Origin of the sequence: Porticoccus sp. (genome assembly GCF_965660005.1) — a bacterium.
Taxonomy (GTDB): domain Bacteria; phylum Pseudomonadota; class Gammaproteobacteria; order Pseudomonadales; family Porticoccaceae; genus Porticoccus.
On record NZ_CBFHYF010000046.1, the window covers coordinates 1 to 12,457 of the forward strand.

Below are 12,457 nucleotides of genomic sequence, written 5' to 3' on the forward strand. Positions count from 1 at the left end.
GGGCAGGAGAAAATATACTATCTGGTGGCAGATAACATGACTGCGGCCCGCAACAGTGCCTATCTTGAAGTCTTCCGCAAACAGGATGTGGAAGTGCTTTTGTTGACCGAACGTCTTGACGAATGGACCATTTCTCACATCCATGAGTTTGAGGGAAAAACACTTCAGGATATCGCGAAGGGTGAGCTGGAGGACGCCATTCTAGATGAAGAGGCAGCGCAAGCAGGTGATGCTGACGGAAAAAAACAGGCTTCATCAGGGCTGATTGAAAAAATTGCCAGCCGCCTGACAGACAAGGTCATAAGTGTCAGAGAAACTCGTCGATTGACGGATTCACCTGCTTGCCTGGTTTATGCTGAGGATGCACTGAGCCCACAAATGCGAAAATTGATGGAAGCTGCCGGTCAGCCAGTTCCCGCAGATAAGCCGACATTGGAGATCAATCTCCACCACCCACTTATCGACCAGTTGGGTCAGGAGGAAGATGCTGAACGTTGCGCTGATTTGGTGGCGCTGTTGTACGATCAGGCTATTTTGTCTGCCGGTGAGCAGCTGGATAACCCCAGTCTCTTTGTTCGCCGACTCAATCAATTGTTGTTTGATGGGGCATCATAGCCATCCGCCCCGGCTTCAACCTATAATTCCGCAAACGATAATCAGAAGCTGAGAGCATGGTGGCACCACAGAAAATTGCTGTACTTGGTGGCGGTACATTCGGTACCGCCATAGCCAATATGATTGCTGCCAATGGCCGTAATGTGGTTCTGTGGATGCGTGACAGGGAGAATGTTGAACGCTGTCGTCAAACGCGTGAAAACCACCTTTATCTTCCCGGTTACCAGTTGCATCAGAATCTGCAGGTATCGAGCGATCTCCATGAAAGCTTGCATGGTGCGGAGGTTATATTCTTTTCTATACCCAGTTCCGCATTTCGCAGTCTCGCGCAGGATGCCAGGCAGTACATAGTTCCCCGGGCAATGGTTATCAGTACTGCCAAGGGTATTGAGGCGAGCACCTTCAAGTTGATGAGCGAAATTCTTGAAGAGGAGCTTACGGATGCCAGGGTTGGGGTTATCAGTGGACCGAATCTGGCCAAGGAAATCGTCAATAGGGCCATTACGGCCACAGTGATTGCCAGCGACGATGATCGTCTGTGCAAAGCGGTTCAGGTGCTGCTGGGTTCATCCTATTTTCGCGTCTATGCCAACCGTGATCGGTTTGGTGTTGAGCTGGCGGGGGCACTAAAAAACATCTATGGGATCGCTGCTGGGATGGCAGCGGCGATGAAAATGGGCCAAAACACCACCAGTGTGCTGATTACCCGTAGTCTCGCAGAAATGAGTCGCTTTGCCGCCAAATTGGGTGCAAATCCGATGACGTTTCTTGGACTAAGTGGTGTTGGTGACTTGTTCGTGACCTGTACGTCACCTCTTAGCAGGAATTATCAGATTGGCTTTGCGCTCGGTGAGGGCTTGACACTCGATCAAGCAGTTGCAAAGGTAGGACAGGTCGCAGAGGGCGTAAACACCACCAGGATCATCAAGCAGGAAGCTGAAGAGCTCGGTATTTACATGCCGCTGGTCAGTGCGCTCTATGAGACCATGTTCAATAAAAAGCCAGTCAGTGAGGTGCTCAGTAGCCTGATGCTCGCTGAGCAAAGTACAGACGTTGAGTTTACTGCAGGGGTGAGTCATGAAAGAGACGTTTAAAGTCAATTTATTGAATATTGATACCTGGATTCGGCTGCTTTATATGATCCTCTTTGTAATATTGTTAGTGGTGGCACGTTTTGTTGTGCTGGCCATTGCCATTCTCCAGTTTTTGGTGGTGTTGGTTACCGGAGAGGACAACCGGAACCTCAGAAGATTGGGGCGGGGGACTGGCCAATGGATCTGCCAGGCGGTGCTGTTTCTCACCTACAATTCTGAGGAAAAACCTTATCCCTTTGCAGATTGGCCCGAAACCCAGACAAGTTCAGTAGATCATTGGGAAGATGCAGTGGTAGACGAAATCCCCGACACCGGCTATACCAGCACGTCTGATGAAGATGTCCCCTCTTTTGTTAGTCAGAAATCCGCGTTGGAGCCCACTGTGGCTCTGGATGCAGAAAAGGAAAAGGGCGAGCAGCAATAGCCGGTGCTGATCTACCTGCTGCGCCACGGTGATGCTCCCTACAATGCTTTAGAGGGCGGGCGGTCGTTATCCCCAGAGGGGAAGAAAGATATTCAACGTGTATTGTTGCAGCACCGGGCCGAACTATCCGAACTCGCCCTGATAGTCTGTAGTCCGGTGCTTCGTGCTAGGCAAACGATGCGTGTTTTCGTGGAATCACTGAATTATCGTGGATCACTGTTGTTTGAGGATATATTGATGCCGGAAAGCAGCGTGGTTGCCGTTGAAAATAGAGTCGATTCTCTTGCGGAGGCGCCGATCCTGTTACTGAGCCACCAGCCGCTGATTGGCAAGATTCTCGAATACCTGACTGATCGATCCGGCTTGGGATGGTCAATGACGACCAGTTCGCTGGCCTGTCTTGAGACCACAGCTTTCAGCCGAGGCTGCGCTGAACTCAAATGGTTAACCAATCCCTAGCCCCAGTGTCAGAACTGGCCATTATTTTCTTGAATGCACGGGCGGTAGGGACAAAGTCTGCGGACTAACAGTTGATCAGTGACAAGAATTCGTTCCGGGTGGCTTGATTATCCCTGAATGACCCGAGCATAGCGGACGTTTTCATTACCGAGTTTTGTTTTTCTACCCCCCTCATCATCATACACATGTGTTTGGCTTCAATAATAACCGCAACGCCATTTGCCCCGGTGACCGACTCAATGGTATTCGCGATTTGCGCAACCAGGGTCTCCTGAATTTGCAGCCGACGGGCGTACATATCCACAATGCGGGCAACCTTTGAAAGGCCAAGCACTTTTCCATCGGGAATGTAAGCGACATGACATTTACCGATAAAAGGCAGCAGGTGATGTTCACAGAGCGAGTAAAGTTCAATGTCCTTGACGATAACCATCTCGCTGGCATCAGAGGGAAATAAAGCGCCATTGATCACATCATCGAGATTTTGGCGATAGCCGCTAGTCATGAATTCAAATGCTTTTGCTGCGCGCTTGGGTGTATCCTTCAATCCTTCCCGGGATATTTTTTCTCCCGTAGACTCAATAATATGGGTGTAGCAATCGGTAGTTTTCACAAAAATTCTCAGCTGTTAGCGGTAACTTCCGTAGCATAACCCTACGTCAGCAATTGGTAAACGTAAAGCCATTTATTAATGGCAAAAGTATAATGACATCATGAAAAATGAAACTATAAATCCTGTCAGGATTGGCGATTTTATCAATTGGGGTGCAGACAGGTTTGAGGCTGAGGGGCTGTGTTTTGGACACGGCACTGACAATTCCTGGGACGAGGCTCTCAGCTTGGTGCTGTTCGGTTTGTCCATGCCCTGGGATAGTGACGTGAGTTTGCTACAACGGTCATTATCCGAAGACGAGCAATTACTCATCAAATGCCTGTTTGACCGGCGTATTAACGAGCGTATTCCGGCAGCTTATTTGATTGGCGAGGCCTGGTTCGCGGGATTCGCGTTTGCTGTCGACCCGCGAGCACTGGTGCCGCGCTCACCTATTGCCGAGTTGATTGAGTCAAGGTTCTCTCCCTGGTTGAAAGCCTCACCGGAGGCCATCCTGGATCTCTGTACCGGCAGTGGCTGTATCGGTATCGCCTGTGCCCATTATTTCCCTGAAGCTGATGTGGTGTTAAGTGATATTTCTATTGATGCGCTGGCTGTGGCCGAGCAAAATATTCAGCGTTATCAGCTGGGCAAGCGCATGAAAAAGGTAGAATCAGACCTGTTTGCCAGCCTCCATGGTCAACGTTTTGATCTGATTGTCGCGAACCCTCCCTATGTGAATGCAGGCGATCTTGCAGATATGCCAAATGAGTTTCTGCACGAACCAGCCATTGGACTGGCTTCAGGGTTTGATGGTCTGGATTTTACTCGTCGTCTGATCGGTGAAGCGCTGGATTATCTGACAGAAGAGGGCGTTCTGATTGTTGAGGTAGGTAACTCCTGGCGGGCGCTGGAGGATGCGTTCCCTGCATTATCGTTCTTATGGCTGGATTTCGAGCGTGGCGGTCATGGTGTGTTTTTGCTCACCAGGCAACAGCTGGATGCATATCACTTGTCGTTGGGGATCGACTAACCACGACAGGACAAAGCTGATCGTATAAAATTCACCAGCATTGCTGCTGAATCGCTGCTCCGTTGAGAGGTGAATTCAGTGGCGCTTTCAATTCTTGATCTGGAAAATACTATGTCCGGCAATACTATTGGCAAGCTGTTTACCGTGACCACCTTCGGTGAAAGCCATGGTGCTGCCCTTGGCTGTATTGTCGATGGCTGCCCTCCGGGGCTGTGTCTGACTGAACAGGACATGCAGCACGACCTGGATCGTCGGAAACCTGGCCAGTCACGCTACACCACACAGCGTCGGGAAGGGGATGAGGTGAAAATCCTTTCGGGTACATTTGACGGAAAAACAACGGGGACTCCGATTGGTTTGATTATTGAGAATACCGATCAGCGATCCAAGGATTATTCCAATATCAAGGATCAGTTCCGTCCAGCGCACGCTGATTACACCTATTTTCAGAAATATGGTATCCGTGACTACCGTGGTGGTGGTCGTTCATCCGCCCGTGAAACAGCCATGCGTGTTGCCGCTGGCGCGATTGCCAAAAAGTATCTGCGAGAAGTGGCCGGTATAACGATTCGTGGGTACCTTTCACAGCTGGGGCCGATCAAGGCTGAAAAAGTTCTTTTTGACGAGGTGGAAAATAACCCTTTCTTCTGCCCTGATCCCGATAAAGTTCAGGAAATGGAGTCCTACATGCAACAGCTGCTCAAGGATGGTGACTCTGTTGGCGCAAAAATTACCGTCATTGCCAGGGGTGTTCCGCCAGGTCTGGGAGAACCCGTTTTTGATCGGCTTGATGCCGAGATTGCCCATGGTTTGATGAGTATCAATGCGGTCAAGGGTGTCGAGATTGGTGCCGGATTTGATGCTGTTGCTCAACGGGGCACCCGGCATCGCGATGAAATCACCCCAGAGGGGTTTCTGTCCAACCATGCGGGAGGTGTGCTGGGAGGGATTTCCTCTGGTCAGGATATTATCGCTCACCTGGCACTCAAGCCGACCAGCAGTTTGCGCGTCCCAGGTCGCTCAGTGGATGTCAATGGCCATGCGATTGATGTTGTGACCACCGGGCGACACGACCCTTGTGTGGGTATTCGTGCTACACCGATCGCCGAGGCTATGCTTGCGATCACCCTGATGGATCATCTGTTGCGTCATCGTGCCCAGAATATGCATGTGGATAGCGGCTTGACGCCAATCCCAGCAAATGCCGGCAATTAGATAACTGTTTCTCTATGACTCACGAGACAGTTCCATATTGGCGGTTGTCTGCGTTCTACTTTTGTTTCTTCGGCTTGTTGGGCGCGCTGTTTCCCTACTGGTCTCTTTATCTGCAATCCCTTGGCTATACGGCGGCAGAAATAGGTTTCCTGCTGGCGATTCCGATGGTTACCAAAATAGTCGCGCCGAATCTCTGGGGCTGGCTCGCCGATTACACTGGTGAGCGGTTAGTCATTATTCGTTTGGGTGCATTGCTGTCCTGCCTATGTTTTGCTGGTATTTTTATTGATCAGGGTTTCTGGAGCATTGCCCTGGTAATGGTCGGGTACAGCTTTTTTTGGAATGCGCTACTGCCACAGCAAGAAGTCGTGACTACCAGTTTTTTACATCAACGACCAGAAAACTATAGTCGTGTCCGGTTGTGGGGCTCTATAGGTTTTATTGTGTTTGTATTGGGTAGCGGAGTCTGGTTCGATCAACACACTGCCTGTTATTGGTCTGTTGCTACTGGTGGGAATTTTTCTGTCCAGTCTTGTTGTGCCGACACCGGGGTATCGTCAGCGTGAGGTATCCTCCCAGACTTTCATTGCGGCGTTAAAGCAACCCGCTGTAGTGGCTTTTTTTGTGGCAGGGATGCTGATGCAGCTGTCCCATGGCATTTATTACAGTTTTTTCAGTATTTACATGGAATCCCACAATTACAGCAGGGGAGAAATCGGTGTTTTGTGGTCGGTGGGTGTCGTTGCCGAAGTGTTTTTGTTTGTCGTGATGCATCGACTTTTGCCGCGTTTCGGCGTGCGTACGATCATGATTGTCTGCCTGCTGGTTGCCACCTTGCGCTGGCTACTGATTGCCCATTTCCCCCAACAACTGCCGATACTACTAATTGCTCAGGCCTGCCATGCATTGACGTTTGGTGGCTATCATGCAGCAGGTATTGATTGCATACGCCGCCTGTTTGAGATGGGTAATCAGGGAAAAGCCCAGGCCCTTACAGTGCCTTCTGTCTCGGGTTTGGTGGGGCTGTTGGCTCCGGGGCGGGGGGGCTGATATGGGATGCCAGTCCACTGATGGCCTTCCAATTGGGGCGCTATCGTGTCTTGTGGCCAGTGTTGTGATTTGGTTCCGCTTGAAGGATACCCGACTTTGATATTTTCAGAGCTATTATACTTCTGCACGCAGCGACTCTGGAGAGGAGCCAATGAAACCTGTTATCGCAATTATTGTTCTGGTTGGTGTCTATCTGTTCTATCCCACCTATGATCTGCTGGTCAAGGACAGTCCATTTGATGAAACTTTTGCATTGTATGACAGCCAGTTTCTGACGGCTGATCGGTGTCGAGACGCGGCAATGGAGATGAAACTGCGGTATTTTCATTGTGCTGGCGGGAATATCTGGGGTGGGCTATTGAGCACTTATGGCAGCTATCAACCAGAAAACCGTTACGGCGACTCTGAGTTATCCAAGAAGGAAAAGCATGAATAGCTGCTGGTGTCGGGAAAAAAGTCCACGAAAACGTGGGCTTAATAGCTGGTCGGTGTGAGAGGATTCGAACCTCCGACCCCTTCCTCCCGAAGGAAGTGCGCTACCAGGCTGCGCTACACACCGGCGGCGCGAATTATATCATCCTCAATTGAAGAGTCTACGCCTCGCCGGTCGCGCCTTCTCAGGTTCACCAATGTGACCATTGACAGTATTTGAGTTTTCATCGGACAATCACCGTCCGCTGGCAAAGCCCCATAGAGTATCCGATGCCACGAACACCTTCTGATAGCACAGAAAAAATTCGCGCCAAGAAAAGACACTTTCTGGCGAGGGAAAAAACGATTATTGAAAAAGCATTGTTCCTGTTGATCAGAGACGGCGTTGATAAGGTGACGGTGTCAGCCATTTCCCGCGAGGCTGGTGTCGGCAAGGGCACTATTTACAAACACTTCCTTACTAAAACAGAAATTCTGATGCGGATCGTGCTTGATTATGAGCGCCACATCACTGAAAACCTTCGCCGCGGGATTGAGTCTGCTGAAGCAGGTGATCCCGGTGCTGCAGCCCGTTCCTACTTTCAGGCTCGCCTCGCTGACCCCTCACTGGATCGACTGGTTCAGTTACTGGAAGCCCGGCTTCATGACAATGACGAAGTGACTGATAAAATTGATGAGCTGCATGCGTTGCGACGCTCCAATGTGGATGCGCTGAACTCGATGTTGGCGAGGCTTATTGACAAGGGTGTGCTGGAAGATGTCCCGCCTCATTATCATTACCTGGCGTGCTGGGCTCTGGCTCAGGGTGCAGTCGAGGCGTACTTCAATGTCAGTTACGGCGCTGCGGTCGAGGACAAGAAAGATTTCCTTAATTTTATCGGTAATATCGGTATCACGATGGGTAATCGCGGTCAATTGCGCGATGAAAAAATTGCCAACTCCAGTGCCAGTGCAAATAAGACTGGAATCAATCATCCGGTATAGATGCAGCATGAATTTAATTGACCGCATTAACAATGACTGTTGATGCGGTCAATTAAAATTATAAAATCAATTAAGTTTATCTTTTAACTATTTGATTCTAAAGCTACATGTTTGGGTAATTTGGTCCATCGCCACCCTCTGGGGTAACCCATATAATATTCTGGCTGGGGTCCTTGATATCACAGGTCTTACAGTGCACACAGTTCTGTGCATTGATCTGAAAGCGCTTTTCCCCCGCAGTGTCCTCAACGACTTCATAAACTCCAGCGGGGCAATAGCGCTGTGCAGGTTCATCATAGAGAGGCAGGTTGTGGCTGATCGGTATTTCCGGATTGATTAATTTCAAGTGGCAGGGCTGCGCCTCCTCGTGATTGGTATTGGATATAAATACCGATGACAGTTTGTCGAAGCTGAGTTTATTATCCGGTTTTGGGTAGTCGATTTTTTTTGACTCTGAGACTGGCTTAAGTCTGGCATGATCCGGTCTGGGATCGGTGAGTGTCCAGGGCAGGCGGCCATTGCATATATTGATATCGATAAAAGCATAGGCAGAACCGATAATATTGCCCCATTTGTGTTGTGCAGGGCCAAAATTACGGTGTCTGTGGAGCTCCTGATAAGCCCAGCTGGACCGATAATTGCTGTTGAATGCCGTCAGCTCATCCTGTTGTCTGTTATTTGCAATGGCTTCCGCTGCACTTTCTGCAGCGATCATGCCGGTCTTCATCGCGCAATGGATACCCTTGATTTTCGCAAAATTGAGTGTGCCGGCATTATCTCCCAATAAAACCCCGCCGCTGAAGGTCATTTTTGGTAGCGATTGCATGCCGCCTTTAACCAGGGCCCGTGCGCCGTAGGAGACTCTTTCTCCACCCTCCAGATATTGTCTGATCACCGGATGTTGTTTGTAGCGCTGGAATTCATCAAAGGGGCTGAGATGTGGGTTGGAGTAGGAAAGATCGATAGTCAGGCCCACTGCTACAAGGTTGTCTTCCATGTGGTACAGAAAACCGCCACCGGAAGAACCGGTTTCACTCAGAGGCCAGCCTGCACTGTGCACCACAAGCCCCGGGTAGTACTTCTCCGGTGGAACCTGCCAGAGTTCCTTGATGCCGATTCCGTAGTGCTGTGGTTGTAGGGTGTCACTGTCGAGGGAAAACCCCTCAATCAGCTGTTTGCCCAAGTGCCCCCGGCATCCCTCGGCAAAAAAGGTATATTTGCCTCGCAACTCCATACCGGGAGTGTAGTCTGCTTTATGACTTCCGTCGGCTGCGAGGCCCATGTCGCCAGTAATGACCCCCAGCACGTTATTTTTGTCATCGTAGAGCACTTCGGCCGCAGCGAATCCGGGGAAGATTTCTACGCCGAGCTGCTCGGCCCGTTCAGCCAGCCAGCGGCAGAGATTGCCTAGGCTGATAATATAATTGCCGACATTGTGCATGGTTTTTGGCACAAACAGGGATGGGACTTTTATGCCTCGGGTTTTGCTGAATACATAGATATTGTCCTGACGAACCTCTGTGGTGAGTGGTGCACCGAGTGCTTTCCAGTCGGGAAACAGCTCATTCAGAGCGGTTGGCTCCATAACGGCACCCGAGAGAATATGGGCCCCGACCTCCGAGCCTTTTTCAAGAACCACAACAGACAGATCGGGGTTGATCTGCTTCAGGCGGCAGGCAGCAGACAGGCCCGCTGGTCCGGCCCCAACGATAACGATGTCGTAATCCATATATTCGCGTTCCACAGCATTCTCCGTAAGGTGTCGGTCTGTTGTTCGGTGTAGGGAAGGGGTGAATTTTAGCCTGTATGGTGCAGTGGTGCCATGCAGATTTGGAACCCGTCAGTCAGTACTACGAGGTCAGTAATTGATGGTCCGAAAACCGCCCTTTGCCTTGATTTGGCTTGATGGTAGCGGCATGATTAGCACCCTTCAACGCTAACCAATGAATTTCAAAGGGTATTCCATGAAAGTACTTGTCGCTATCAAGCGCGTGGTGGACTACAACGTCAAGGTGAGACCCCGAGCCGATGCAACCGACGTTGATCTCAATAATGTCAAAATGTCGATTAATCCTTTCTGCGAAATTGCCGTGGAAGAAGGGGTGCGGCTGAAGGAGCAGGGTTTTGTCAATGAAATCGTTGTGGTCTCAATAGGCCCGCAACAGGCTCAGGAACAGTTGCGTACGGCGCTGGCACTGGGCGCAGACAGAGCACTGTTAGTGGTTGCAGAGGATGTGCTCGAACCGTTGGCCATCGCCAAGTGTCTGAAAGTCTTGTGTGATCGCGAACAGCCGGATCTTGTGCTGATGGGTAAACAGTCCATTGATGGCGATAATAATCAGACCGGGCAAATGCTTGCAGGGCTGACAGGTTACCCCCAGGGCACCTTTGCTTCAAAACTGGAACTGACGGGTGACAATAAGGTTACGGTTACCCGTGAGATTGATGGCGGGTTACAGACACTGGCACTTACTTTGCCGGCAATTGTGACTGCCGATCTGCGCTTGAATGAACCGCGCTATGCCTCGCTGCCCAATATTATGAAGGCCAAAAAGAAACCTCTGGATACTTCAACTCCGGATGAGCTCGGTGTTTCCATTTCACCACGGGTCAAGCTGCTAAAGGTTGAGCTGCCTGCTCAGCGAGCGGCGGGTATCAAAGTGGCGGATGTTGAGGAATTGATGGACAAACTGAAAAATGAAGCGAAGGTAATCTGATGAGTATTCTGGTAATAGCCGAACATGACAACAGTGATTTTAGACCTTCGACACTGAATAGTATCAGTGCGGCACAGGCGATTGGTGGTGATATTGCCGTATTGGTGGCGGGTTCCGGTTGCTCTGGTGTGGCTGACAAACTGTCAAAGGTGTCCGGCATCAAAAAAGTGCTGTTGGCTGACAATCCTGTCTACAGTCATCACCTGGCCGAGAATATGGCCCCCTTGGTTGTCGAGCTTGCTGAGGGTTTCAGTCATGTTCTGGCGCCGGCCACCACCACAGGAAAAAACCTGATGCCCCGGGTGGCGGCTTTACTCGATATGCAGGCTATTTCAGATATTAGCGAGGTGGTAAGCGCAGACACCTTCAAGCGGCCAGTGTACGCGGGCAATGTTATCGCAACAGTGCAAAGCAGTGATGCGATTAAGGTGCTGACCGTGCGCTCCACGGCTTTTGAGGCGGTTGCGGCAGAGGGAGGCAATGCCCCCATTGAACAGGTTTTCAGCGTACACAACCAGGATAAATGTACTTTCATCAATCAGGAGCTGGCTGTTTCCGAGCGCCCTGAATTGACCGCTGCGCGGGTGGTTGTTGCCGGTGGACGGGGTATGGGCAGCAGTGAAGGTTTTGCCATGTTGGAAAAGCTGGCGGACAAACTGGGTGCCGCAATGGGCGCATCCCGCGCAGCAGTGGACGCAGGGTTTGTTCCAAATGATATGCAGGTCGGGCAGACAGGTAAAATTGTTGCGCCGGATCTGTATATTGCCGTTGGCATTTCAGGTGCGATTCAGCACCTGGCAGGCATGAAAGATAGCAAAATCATTGTAGCGATTAACAAGGATCCGGAGGCACCTATCTTCCAGGTGGCAGATTATGGTCTGGTGGGTGATTTGTTTGAGCTGATTCCTGCGATTGAGGCACAGCTCTGAGGTGCGGATGAGCTGCAGAAAACCGGTCTTTTGGCCGGTTTTTTAATCCTGATCGTCTTCTGAAAAGTTACCGTTCTGATCGATACGCTTGCGGAATGCTCTCTGTTCTTCAGGCGACATGTTACGCCAGCGTTCTTTTAGCGCTTCGCGTTTTTCGGCGGGCAGGTTGCGAAATTTTTCACGCGCCTGGTGGATACGCTGGCGTTCTTCCGGTGGTAGAGATTTAAAATACTCGCGTCGCTTTTTCAGTTCTTCTCTTTCCCTGGGCGTCATTGATTCGTAATGGTTTTTCCAGTCTTTTTTGTCGGATTTATAGTGATCTTTTTTTTCAGCGCAATGAGTCTGTTGACTGGCGGACACAGAGGGATTTTTGACCGAACTAAAATGGATGTCAGTCGGTAGCAAAGGTTTACTCTGATAGGTTTGTCCGGGTAGTGAAAAAAACAGATCAGAGCAAAAGTGGACACCTGTAATAAAGAGTGACTACGATAAAATATGCTTCTGAACAAGCATCAGCCTCTGAGGCGGTCAGTATCGCTGGCCAGCCAGGAATAAAACTCAATATCTTCGTAAAGATCGATTTCTTCGCTGAGCAGGAACTCTTCCTGGGATGAGCCGCGCTGTATATCCTGCGTCATTGGCGAGAATACCACTAAAACAGCTAATATCGATGCCGCTGCCGTTGCTGCCAAAGGAATAAAGAATCTTGGCAACGACCTGTTGCCCTCTGCTTTGAGAGCTGAGGCTCTTGCCTGGCAAAGGCGATAGTTTGTTGCGCTGTCAAGTTGGTCTTCTGATTGACGCAGGGCATCCTGTAGTTGTTTCTCTAGATTAGTCATACCAATGTTCTCCCAATGTGCCCCGCAACTTGGTTAATGCGCGGGAATAATGGGTTTTGACGCTGCCTTCGGTG

At 50.3% G+C, this 12,457-nt stretch carries 13 protein-coding genes, 1 tRNA gene and 2 pseudogenes; 11 read left to right on the top strand and 5 right to left on the bottom strand.

The window, feature by feature from the left end; all coding sequences use genetic code 11:
* The 4 genes and pseudogenes from ACTF5G_RS08750 to ACTF5G_RS08765 form a co-directional block, all read left to right on the top strand.
* Positions 1-615 (top strand): annotated as a pseudogene (locus tag ACTF5G_RS08750) (molecular chaperone HtpG); the annotation flags it as partial.
* A 56-nt stretch (positions 616-671) separates the two neighbouring features.
* Positions 672-1,709, top strand: coding sequence for an NAD(P)H-dependent glycerol-3-phosphate dehydrogenase (locus tag ACTF5G_RS08755; RefSeq protein WP_438952439.1), 1,038 nt, complete (start codon positions 672-674; stop codon positions 1,707-1,709).
* Positions 1,693-2,133 carry a DUF4389 domain-containing protein gene (locus tag ACTF5G_RS08760; protein WP_438952440.1) on the top strand — a complete coding sequence of 147 codons (441 nt, stop codon included), beginning with the start codon at positions 1,693-1,695 and terminating at the stop codon, positions 2,131-2,133. Before ACTF5G_RS08755 ends, ACTF5G_RS08760 begins: the two co-directional genes overlap by 17 nt.
* Before the next feature lie 3 nt (positions 2,134-2,136).
* On the top strand, positions 2,137-2,592 hold the full coding sequence (locus ACTF5G_RS08765) for a SixA phosphatase family protein (protein ID WP_438952441.1): 456 nt from the start codon (positions 2,137-2,139) through the stop codon (positions 2,590-2,592).
* Positions 2,593-2,656: 64 nt separating this feature from the next.
* On the opposite strand, the gene folE is transcribed toward ACTF5G_RS08765, so the two are convergent.
* Positions 2,657-3,205, bottom strand: a complete 549-nt coding sequence (gene folE, locus ACTF5G_RS08770; protein WP_438952442.1) for a GTP cyclohydrolase I FolE — start codon at positions 3,203-3,205, stop codon at positions 2,657-2,659.
* Between the two features lie 100 nt (positions 3,206-3,305).
* On the opposite strand from folE, the gene prmB reads away from it, so the two are divergent.
* The 4 genes and pseudogenes from prmB to ACTF5G_RS08790 all read left to right on the top strand — a co-directional run bounded on the left by prmB (position 3,306) and on the right by ACTF5G_RS08790 (position 6,918).
* Positions 3,306-4,217, top strand: coding sequence for a 50S ribosomal protein L3 N(5)-glutamine methyltransferase (prmB, locus tag ACTF5G_RS08775; protein WP_438952443.1), 912 nt, complete (start codon positions 3,306-3,308; stop codon positions 4,215-4,217).
* Between the two features lie 111 nt (positions 4,218-4,328).
* A complete protein-coding gene (gene aroC, locus ACTF5G_RS08780; RefSeq protein ID WP_438952444.1) occupies positions 4,329-5,432 on the top strand; it encodes a chorismate synthase in 1,104 nt (367 codons plus the stop codon).
* A 14-nt stretch (positions 5,433-5,446) separates the two neighbouring features.
* Positions 5,447-6,482: pseudogene (locus tag ACTF5G_RS08785) on the top strand (MFS transporter).
* A gap of 151 nt (positions 6,483-6,633) precedes the next feature.
* Positions 6,634-6,918 carry a hypothetical protein gene (locus tag ACTF5G_RS08790; RefSeq protein WP_438952445.1) on the top strand — a complete coding sequence of 95 codons (285 nt, stop codon included), beginning with the start codon at positions 6,634-6,636 and terminating at the stop codon, positions 6,916-6,918.
* 46 nt (positions 6,919-6,964) lie between these two features.
* On the opposite strand, the gene ACTF5G_RS08795 is transcribed toward ACTF5G_RS08790, so the two are convergent.
* Positions 6,965-7,041, bottom strand: a tRNA-Pro gene (locus ACTF5G_RS08795).
* Between the two features lie 143 nt (positions 7,042-7,184).
* Between ACTF5G_RS08795 and ACTF5G_RS08800 the strand changes: the two genes are divergently transcribed.
* Complete coding sequence (locus tag ACTF5G_RS08800) at positions 7,185-7,898, top strand: TetR/AcrR family transcriptional regulator (RefSeq protein WP_438952446.1); 714 nt, start codon at positions 7,185-7,187, stop codon at positions 7,896-7,898.
* A gap of 103 nt (positions 7,899-8,001) precedes the next feature.
* On the opposite strand, the gene ACTF5G_RS08805 is transcribed toward ACTF5G_RS08800, so the two are convergent.
* Positions 8,002-9,627, bottom strand: a complete 1,626-nt coding sequence (locus tag ACTF5G_RS08805) for an electron transfer flavoprotein-ubiquinone oxidoreductase (RefSeq protein WP_438952451.1) — start codon at positions 9,625-9,627, stop codon at positions 8,002-8,004.
* 235 nt (positions 9,628-9,862) lie between these two features.
* Between ACTF5G_RS08805 and ACTF5G_RS08810 the strand changes: the two genes are divergently transcribed.
* Both ACTF5G_RS08810 and ACTF5G_RS08815 read left to right on the top strand, forming a co-directional pair.
* Positions 9,863-10,615 carry an electron transfer flavoprotein subunit beta/FixA family protein gene (locus ACTF5G_RS08810; protein WP_438952447.1) on the top strand — a complete coding sequence of 251 codons (753 nt, stop codon included), beginning with the start codon at positions 9,863-9,865 and terminating at the stop codon, positions 10,613-10,615.
* Entirely contained in the window at positions 10,615-11,544 is a 930-nt protein-coding gene (locus ACTF5G_RS08815) for an electron transfer flavoprotein subunit alpha/FixB family protein (protein WP_438952448.1), read from the top strand. The genes ACTF5G_RS08810 and ACTF5G_RS08815 overlap by 1 nt, the downstream gene beginning before the upstream one ends.
* A 42-nt stretch (positions 11,545-11,586) precedes the next feature.
* On the opposite strand, the gene ACTF5G_RS08820 is transcribed toward ACTF5G_RS08815, so the two are convergent.
* Together ACTF5G_RS08820 and ACTF5G_RS08825 are read right to left on the bottom strand one after the other, a co-directional pair.
* Positions 11,587-11,904: a DUF3106 domain-containing protein gene (locus ACTF5G_RS08820; protein ID WP_438952449.1), complete on the bottom strand. Its 318-nt coding sequence runs from the start codon at positions 11,902-11,904 to the stop codon at positions 11,587-11,589.
* A gap of 152 nt (positions 11,905-12,056) precedes the next feature.
* Positions 12,057-12,383, bottom strand: coding sequence for a hypothetical protein (locus ACTF5G_RS08825; RefSeq protein ID WP_438952450.1), 327 nt, complete (start codon positions 12,381-12,383; stop codon positions 12,057-12,059).
* Between the last annotated feature and the right edge of the window lie 74 nt (positions 12,384-12,457).